Source organism: Streptomyces sp. XY006, assembly GCF_002237655.1.
Lineage (GTDB): Bacteria > Actinomycetota > Actinomycetes > Streptomycetales > Streptomycetaceae > Streptomyces > Streptomyces levis.
Map to the genome: position 1 here is coordinate 185,300 of NZ_NOKT01000018.1, position 8,313 is coordinate 193,612.

Annotated in this window: 8 protein-coding genes and 1 rRNA gene; 2 read left to right on the forward strand and 7 right to left on the reverse strand. The window is 72.8% G+C overall.

Annotated elements, in window-relative coordinates:
- The first annotated feature begins 15 nt into the window (after positions 1–15).
- The gene (locus tag CHR28_RS22155; RefSeq protein ID WP_094055425.1) at positions 16–363 is read left to right on the forward strand and encodes an SCP2 sterol-binding domain-containing protein; all 348 of its coding nucleotides are present in this window, start codon (positions 16–18) and stop codon (positions 361–363) included.
- Here the strand turns inward: CHR28_RS22155 and CHR28_RS22160 are convergent.
- The 4 genes from CHR28_RS22160 to CHR28_RS22175 all read right to left on the reverse strand — a co-directional run bounded on the left by CHR28_RS22160 (position 347) and on the right by CHR28_RS22175 (position 4,533).
- The gene (locus CHR28_RS22160) at positions 347–1,282 is read right to left on the reverse strand and encodes an ABC transporter ATP-binding protein (protein ID WP_256984331.1); all 936 of its coding nucleotides are present in this window, start codon (positions 1,280–1,282) and stop codon (positions 347–349) included. The genes CHR28_RS22155 and CHR28_RS22160 overlap by 17 nt on opposite strands.
- Complete coding sequence (locus CHR28_RS22165) at positions 1,279–2,355, reverse strand: FecCD family ABC transporter permease (RefSeq protein ID WP_256984332.1); 1,077 nt, start codon at positions 2,353–2,355, stop codon at positions 1,279–1,281. Before CHR28_RS22165 ends, CHR28_RS22160 begins: the two co-directional genes overlap by 4 nt.
- A complete protein-coding gene (locus CHR28_RS22170; protein ID WP_094055427.1) occupies positions 2,352–3,395 on the reverse strand; it encodes a FecCD family ABC transporter permease in 1,044 nt (347 codons plus the stop codon). The genes CHR28_RS22165 and CHR28_RS22170 overlap by 4 nt, the downstream gene beginning before the upstream one ends.
- A 106-nt stretch (positions 3,396–3,501) precedes the next feature.
- The gene (locus tag CHR28_RS22175) at positions 3,502–4,533 is read right to left on the reverse strand and encodes an HAD hydrolase-like protein (protein ID WP_094055428.1); all 1,032 of its coding nucleotides are present in this window, start codon (positions 4,531–4,533) and stop codon (positions 3,502–3,504) included.
- 73 nt (positions 4,534–4,606) lie between these two features.
- On the opposite strand from CHR28_RS22175, the gene CHR28_RS22180 reads away from it, so the two are divergent.
- Positions 4,607–5,899 carry a DUF1015 domain-containing protein gene (locus CHR28_RS22180; RefSeq protein ID WP_094055429.1) on the forward strand — a complete coding sequence of 431 codons (1,293 nt, stop codon included), beginning with the start codon at positions 4,607–4,609 and terminating at the stop codon, positions 5,897–5,899.
- Between the two features lie 86 nt (positions 5,900–5,985).
- On the opposite strand, the gene CHR28_RS38010 is transcribed toward CHR28_RS22180, so the two are convergent.
- From CHR28_RS38010 to rrf, 3 genes are all read right to left on the reverse strand, one after another.
- Complete coding sequence (locus CHR28_RS38010) at positions 5,986–6,750, reverse strand: tetratricopeptide repeat protein (protein WP_218829473.1); 765 nt, start codon at positions 6,748–6,750, stop codon at positions 5,986–5,988.
- Positions 6,642–7,802, reverse strand: coding sequence for a hypothetical protein (locus tag CHR28_RS38015; RefSeq protein WP_218829474.1), 1,161 nt, complete (start codon positions 7,800–7,802; stop codon positions 6,642–6,644). Before CHR28_RS38015 ends, CHR28_RS38010 begins: the two co-directional genes overlap by 109 nt.
- Positions 7,803–8,018: 216 nt before the next feature.
- Positions 8,019–8,135: ribosomal RNA gene (gene rrf / locus CHR28_RS22190) — 5S ribosomal RNA — on the reverse strand.
- Between the last annotated feature and the right edge of the window lie 178 nt (positions 8,136–8,313).

The window sequence follows — 8,313 nt, forward strand, 5'->3', positions numbered from 1 at the left end:
GTACCGTCGATCGCGATGGCCACGATCGAGGAGTGCCGCAGCGCACTCGACAAGCTCTCGGACAGCATGCAGCGCGCCGAAGGGGACGTCCGCGAGGCCGCGGCCCTGGACCGCTCGGTGAGCTGCCACATCACCGACCTGGACGTCACCTTCGTGGGCCGGATGCGGGGCGGCCGGATCGAGGTGCGCGACACGGTGCCCGGGCCGCCGCCGGACAAGGCCGCGATCAGACTGGCCATGACCGGCGACGACCTGGTGGCCCTGGTCGACGGCGAGCTGAACTTCGCCACGGCCTGGGGCTCGGGCCGGGTGAAGCTGCACGCGGGGCTGCGGGACCTGCTCCGCCTCAGGAAGCTTCTGTAGCGGCGACCTTCTCCGACCCGGTCTCCACCCCGGCCCGCGTCCCGGCCGTGTCCCGCACGCGTGCCTTCCGCGCGGCCGGCACGACCAGCGGCGTGCCCGTCTCCGGGTCGTCGATGACCTGGCAGCGAAGCCCGAAGACCTCCTCGACCAGCTCGGCCGTGACGATGTCGTTCGGCGCGCCCTCGGCGATGACCGTGCCCTGGCGCAGGGCGATGAGGTGCGTGGCGTAGCGGGCGGCGTGGTTCAGGTCGTGCAGCACGGCCACCAGCGTGCGCCCCTGCTCCTCGTGCAGCTGGGCGCACAGGTCGAGGACGTCGATCTGGTGCTGGATGTCCAGGTACGTCGTCGGCTCGTCGAGCAGCAGCAGCGGCGTCTGCTGGGCCAGCGCCATGGCGATCCACACGCGCTGCCGCTGGCCGCCGGAGAGCTCGTCGACGTAGCGGTCGGCGAGTTCGGCGACGCCGGTCTGCCGCATCGACTCCTGCACGACCCGCTCGTCCTCGGTGGACCACTGGCGCAGGATGCCCTGGTGCGGGTAGCGGCCCCGGCCGACCAGGTCGGCGACGGTGATGCCGTCGGGCGCGATGGACGACTGGGGCAGCAGGCCGAGGGTGCGCGCGACCTTCTTCGCGGGCAGGGACTGGATGACCTGCCCGTCGAGCAGCACCCGGCCCGCGCTGGGCTTGAGCATCCGCGACAGCGCCCGCAGCAGCGTCGACTTGCCGCAGGCGTTGGGTCCGACGATCACGGTGAAGGAGTGGTCGGGTATCTCCACCGACAGCTGCTCGGCGATGACCCGCTGGTCGTAGGCGAGGGTGACGTTCTCGGCGGACAGACGGTTCACGGTGCTCCTTCGGTTGTTCAGCCCGCTGCTGTTGCTGCTCGGGGCACGCGTGCCCGCGGAGGTTCCGGTGCTCATATCCGCCCCGCCTTGCGTTCGGTGACCAGCAGCCACAGCAGGTAGACACCGCCCAGCACGCCGGTGACCACGCCCACGGGCAGCTGCTCGGCGCCGAACGCCCGCTGCGAGGCCAGGTCGGCGACGACCAGCAGGGCGGCGCCCATGCACAGCGAGGCCGGCAGATTCGGGCCGGGCGAGCGGGTCAGCCGGCGGGCCAGCTGCGGCGCGGTGAGCGCCACGAAGCTGACGGGACCGGCCGCGGCGGTCGCGGACGCGGTGAGCAGCACCGCCGCGATCATCAGCAGCAGCCGGACGCGCTCCACCCGCACCCCGAGGGCGTACGCCACGTCGTCGCCCATCTCCATCATCCGCAGCCCGCGCCCATTGACCAGCACGAGCGGCACGAGCACCGCGCACAGGCCGAGCAGCGGCCACACCTGGGCCCAGTCACGGCCGTCGAGGGAGCCCGTCATCCACACCACCGCACGGGCCGCGTCCACGATGTCGGACTTGGTGAGCAGATAGCCGTTGACCGCGGTGACGATCGCGGAGACGCCGATGCCCACCAGGACGAGCCGGTAGCCGTGCACGCCCCGCTTCCAGGCCAGCACGTAGATCGCGAACCCGGTCGCCAGGCCCCCCGCGAGGGCGCCGAGCGCGACCTGGTCGGCGCTGCCGGAGAACAGCACGATCACCGTGAGCGCGCCGGCCGTCGCGCCCTGGCCGAGGCCGAGCACGTCCGGACTGCCGAGCGGGTTGCGGGAGATGGACTGGAACAGCGCGCCACCCAGCCCCAGCGAGGCACCCACCAGCAGCCCCACCAGGACCCGCGGCAGCCGCAGCTCGTTGACGATGAACTCCTGGCCCGCGTTGCCCTCGCCGACCAGTGTGCGCAGCACGTCCGCGGCCGGGATGGGGAAGTCGCCGGTGCCGATGAGCACCACGCTCGCCGCGAGCGCCGCGGCCAGCAGCAGGACCACGACGGTGAAGGCCCGCGCGTCCAGGCGTACGGAGAGCCCGCCGGGGGCCCGCACGACCCGGGCGGTCTTCCCGACCCCGGTGTTCTTCCCGGCACGGTTGATGGTCTTCACAGCTGCGCCGTCCTCCGCCGTCGTACCAGGAAGATGAACACCGGCCCGCCCAGGATCGCGGTGACGATGCCCACCTGGAGCTCCGCGGGCCGGGCCACGATCCGGCCGATGACGTCCGCGCCGAGCAGCAGCACCGGCGAGAGGATCGCCGCGTACGGCAGGATCCAGCGCAGGTCCGGCCCGGTGAAGGAGCGCACCACGTGCGGCACCATCAGCCCGACGAACACGATCGGCCCGCACGCGGCGGTCGCCGCCCCGCACAGCACGGTCGCGGCCAGCATCGACAGCGCCCGCGTCCGGTTCAGGTTGGCGCCGAGCGCCTTGGCCGTGTCGTCGCCCATGGCCATGGCGTTGAGCGGCCGGGCCAGGGCCAGCGCGAGGACCGTGCCGGTGAGCAGGAACGGCAGGACCTGCTCGATGGTCGAGTCGGTCGCCGCGGAGAGCGAACCGAGCGTCCAGAAACGCATCTTGCCGAGCGCCGCGTCGTCCATGATCATCACGGCCTGGAGGTAGCCGAACAGCGCGGCGCTGATCGCCGTACCCGCGAGGGCCAGCCGCACCGGTGTCGCGCCCCGGCTGCCGCCGAGGAACCACACCAGGGCCCCGACCGCGGCGGCGCCGAAGAACGCGAACCACACATAGCCGCTGAGCGAGGTGACGCCCAGGAAGGTGATGGCGGTGACGACCGCGGCGGACGCGCCGGCGTTGATGCCGAGCAGTCCGGGGTCGGCCAGCGGGTTGCGTGTGAGCGCCTGCAGGACCGCTCCGGCCAGCCCCAGGGCCGCTCCGGCGAGCAGCCCCAGCACGGTCCGCGACAGCCGCTCCGCGACGACCACGTCGCCGTAGCTGCCCGAGTCCTCGAACAGACCGTGCCAAACCTGCCCCCACGACAGCTCTTTCGCGCCGATCGCGATACTCGCCAGCGCGATGAGCACCAGGATCGCGACGGACAGGAGCAGCCCAAAGGCACGCGCCGCACGTCGGGTTGGGGGCGCGGGGGCGGTCTCCGCGCGCGGTTCGGGGGGACTCTCGACCAACACGCAGTTAGGTTAGCCTACCCTCGCAATCGATCACGATTCGAGAGCCGGGCCGCCCCTTGCACACCCGCGTGGATCCTGCCCGGGCTCGACGCTCCCCAACCGGCACTCACATCCCCAGCCGCGCCAGCGCCTTCCCGCCGTCCAGGCCGCATGTCCCGGCACCGGCGGCCGACCACGCGGCGGCGCACAAGGCCCGCAGTCCGTCCAGCGCCTCGCCCTCGCCGTCGAGCTCCAGCCGCTCCGCGCCGGTCCTCGCCGTCCAGCCGCCGCACCGGAACGCACCCTCGCCCGCCCCGACGACGTCCGGCTGCCCGCCCAGCATCCCGCGCAGGTCGGCGTCCACGTACGTCGGCCGGTGCTGGGGCGGAGCGGCCAGCAGCTGCGCCCCGTCCGTCACGCCGGTCAGGACGAGCAGCGAGTCGACCTCGCCGTTGAACGCGCCCTCGATGTCCGTGTCCAGCCGGTCCCCGACGACCAGCGGCCGCTGCGCCCCCGTCCGCAGGATCGTCTCCCGGTGCATCGGCGGCAGCGGCTTGCCCGCGACCTGCGGCTCGGCGCCCGTGGCGATCCGGACGACCTCCACCGCCGCCCCGTTGCCCGGCGCGATGCCCCGCCCGCTCGGAATCGTCAGGTCGGTGTTCGACGCGAACCACGGCACCCCCCGGGCCACCGCGTAGGACGCCTCGGCGAACCGCCCCCACGGCAGATCGGGACCGCCGTATCCCTGCACGACCGCCACCGGATCGTCGTCCGCCGACTCGACGGGCTCCAGCCCCCGCTCCCGCAGCGCCACCCGCAGCCCCTCACCGCCGATCACCAGTACCCGCGCACCCCGCGGCACCTGCTCGCTGATCAGCCGCGCGACCGCCTGCGCGGACGTGATGACGTCCTCAGCGCCCGTCGGTATCCCCAGCTCCGTCAGATGCCCGGCCACCGTGTCCGGGGTCCGCAGCGCGTTGTTGGTGACGTACGCCAGACGCATCCCGCCCTCGCGGGCCGCCGCCAGCGACTCGACCGCGTGCTCGATGGCGCTCCCGCCCGCGTACACGACCCCGTCCAGATCGAGCAGGGCCGTGTCGTACGCCTCGCTCAGGGCCTGCCCACTGCCCTCGGGCCTCGTCCTGACGCTCCGGCTCATCCCGCATCGCTCCTCGGTTCGGCGGCTTTCCCCCGATCATCCCCCATGCCACCGACACCCGTACGATGCCGGGATGAACACAGCAGGTCACTCGGAGGCAACGGCGCACCGAGGCCTGGAACTCACCCCGTTCCGAGGCCTTCGATACGACCCCGACCGGGTCGGCAGCCTTGCCGCCGTCACATCTCCGCCGTACGACGTCGTGGTGCGCCCCGACGGCCTGCACCACCTCGAATCCTCCGACCCGCACAACATCGTCCGCCTGATCCTCCCCCAGGCCGCCACCGCCGGCGCCCGCAACGAACAGGCCGCCGAGACCCTGCGCCGCTGGCTCGCCGAGGGCATCCTCACCGCCGACCCGGAACCCTGCCTCTACGTCTACGAGCAGCGCGACGGCAACGGCATGCTGCAGCGCGGCGTCATCGGCGCCCTGCGCGTGTCGGACCCGGCCGAGCAGGTGGTGCTGCCGCACGAGGACGTCATGCCGCACGTCGTCGCCGACCGCGCGGCCCTGATGCGGGCCACCTCGGCGAACCTCGAACCCCTGCTGCTGACGTACCGCGGTGACGACTCGTCGGCCGCGACGGCGGACCTGATCGAGCGCGTCGCCGACCGGCCCCCGCTCCTCGCGACCACCACGGAGGACGGCTTCCGCCACCGCCTGTGGGCCATCACCGACCCCGCCGAGCTCACCACCGTCCAGCGCGACCTGGCCCGCCACCAGGCCCTGATCGCCGACGGCCACCACCGCTGGGCGACCTACCGCCGCCTGCGCACGGAACACCCCTCGCCCAGCCCGTGGGACCACGGCCTGGTCCTCCTGGTCGACACGGCCCGCTACCCCCTCCGGGTCCGCGCCATCCACCGCCTCCTGCACGGCCTGCCCGTGGAGGAGGCCGTGACCGCCCTGGACGGCCGCTTCCGGGTACGCCGCCTCGACGTGCCGCTCACCGAGGCCCTGGAGGTGCTGGCGGACGCGGCCTGCGCGGGCAACGCGTTCCTGCTCGCCGGCGACGGGTCCTTCCACCTCGTCGACCGCCCCGACCCGGACCTGCTGGCCCGCACGATCCCGGCCGACCGGCCCGCCGCCTGGCGCACCCTGGACGCGACGGTGCTGCACGCCACGCTCCTGGAGCACGTGTGGCGCATCCCCGAGGACTCCCCCGACCGCATCGCCTACATCCACGACACGGCCGCCACGGTCGCGAAGGCCGAGCGCGACGGCGGTACGGCCGTCCTGATGCACCCGGTGCGCGAGGAGGTCGTCCGCGACCTGGCCCGGCAGGGCGTGACCATGCCGCGCAAGTCGACGTCGTTCGGCCCGAAGCCGGCGACGGGCCTGGTCCTGCGGGCGCTGGACCTCTGACCCACGCCTCCGCGACACGGGCCTGGAGCGACACACGAAGGGGGCGGATCCCGGTGGGATCCGCCCCCTTCACTCATGTGCGGACGTCAGTCCTTCTGCTCCGGCTCCTCGGCAGCGGCGTCGCCGTCCGCGCCGCGGACCTCATCGGCGCTCTCGTCGTCGTCCTCGTCGTCGGAGAGGACGTCCAGGAACTCCACGCCGTCCAGCTCGGCGAGCCGGTCCGAGGCGTCCGTGCTGCCGTCCCGGTCGGCCTCGACGGCCTTCGCGAACCACTCCCGCGCCTCGTCCTCGCGCCCGGCGGCCAGCAGCGCGTCCGCGTAGGCGTATCGCAGGCGCGCGGTCCAGGGCTGCACGGAGCTGGCGGCCAGCTCAGGGCTCTGCAGCGTCACGATGGCCGCGTCCAGCTGCCCCATGTCCCGCCGCGCACCGGCCGCGACGAGCCGCATCTCGACCTGACCGGCCTTGTCGAGCTTGTGCACCTCGGGCGCACCGGCCATGTCCAGCGCCTTCTCCGGCCGCCCGAGCCCACGCTCGCAGTCGGCCATGACGGGCCACAGGTCGGTGTTCCCGGTCATCCGCTTGGCAGCCCGGAACTCGGCCAGCGCCTCGCCGTACTTCTGGTTGGCGTACGCGGCGAACCCGGCCGCCTCCCGTACGGCGGCGACGCGCGAGGCCAGCCGCAGCGCGATCCTGGAGTAGGCGTACGCGCCCTCGGGGTCCTCGTCGAGGAGCCGCGCGACCATCACGAGGTTCCTGGCGACGTCGTCCGCGAGCGTCTTCGGCAGACTCTGCAGCTCCTGCCGAACGTCCTTGTCGATCTCGTCGCCCGTGACGTCCTCGGGGATCGGCAGCCGCTTGATCGGCTCCCTGTCCCGATCCCGCTCGTCGCGGAAACGGCCGCCACCGCCGCCACGCCGGTCGTCCCGCCCGCCCCGGAAGCCGCCGGGACGCCCACCACGGTCGTCGCGGCGGGGCCCGCGGCCACCACGGTCGTCACGACCACCACGGAACCCACCGCGATCGCCGTCCCGCCGGTCGTCCCGACGGTCATCGCGCCGATCGTCCCGACGGTCGTCCCGACGGAACTCGCTGCGGTCACCACGGTCGCCGCGCGGGCCGTCCTCGCGACGGAAGCCGGGACGCCCGCCACGGCCGGCGTCGTCGCGGTCGCGGCGCTGGAAACCGCCGCGGTCCCCGCGCTCGTCACGGCCACGGAAGCCCCCACGGTCGTCCCGCCGGAAGCCCCGGTCGCGGTCGTCACCGCGGGGCCCACGGTCACGGTCGTCGCTGCGGAAGCCGCGGTCGCGGTCGTCACTGCGGAAGCCGCGGTCGCGGAAGTCGCGGCGCTCGCCACGGTCGTCGCGCCGGACGAACCCACCACGGTCGCCCTCACGCCGGTCGTCCCGCCGGTCGTCACGGCGATCATCCCGGCGGTCGTCACGGCGGTCATCGCGGCGGTCGTCCCGTCGGAAGCCGCCACGCGGTCCGCGGTCGTCGCGGCGCTGGAAACCGCCCCGGTCGTCACGCCGGCCGTAGCCGCCGCCCCGGTTGTCGTCACGACGGCTGTCATCCCGGCGGCTGTCATCACGCCGGTTGTCGTCCCGCCGGAAGCCGCCGCGGTCCCCACGGTCCCCACGGTCGCCGCGGTCGTCACGGCGGAAGGAGGGACGGTCGCCACGGTCGTCGCGGCGGAAACCACCCCGGTCCCGGTCGTCACGGCGCGGGCCCCGGTCACGGTCGTCACGCCGGCCGTAACCACCGCCACGGTTGTCCTCACGACGACTGTCATCCCGGCGGTTGTCGTCCCGCCGGAAGCCACCGCGCTCGCCGCGGTCACCGCGGTCACCGCGGTCGTCACGGCGCTCGCCGCGGTCGTTCCGGCGGAAGCCTCCACGGTCGCCACGGTCCCCGCGCTGACCGCCGCGGTCGCTCCGGTCGCCCTCCCGTCGCCGCTGGTCGCGCTCCGGTCGGTCGTCGGGAGAGTTGGTGGACATGGTGACTCCTGTCTTCGGTACCGCAAGTCATTCTCGCGCAGCCGGGTGCCCAGCGCGCAGTGCAAAAACAAAAAGGACCCCTGGTCCCAGCTGAACGCTGGTGACCAGGGGTCCTTCCAAAGATTGTTCGGCGGCGTCCTACTCTCCCACAGGGTCCCCCCTGCAGTACCATCGGCGCTGTAAGGCTTAGCTTCCGGGTTCGGAATGTAACCGGGCGTTTCCCCTACGCTATAACCACCGAAACCCTAATGGTTTCGAGCGAACAAGCACACTCTTCAATTGTTTGTTCTACTCAAAGCCGACAACTGTTCGTTGTCTCAGAACTAACACAGTGGACGCGAGCAACTGAGGACAAGCCCTCGGCCTATTAGTACCGGTCAACTCCACCAGTTACCTGGCTTCCATATCCGGCCTATCAAC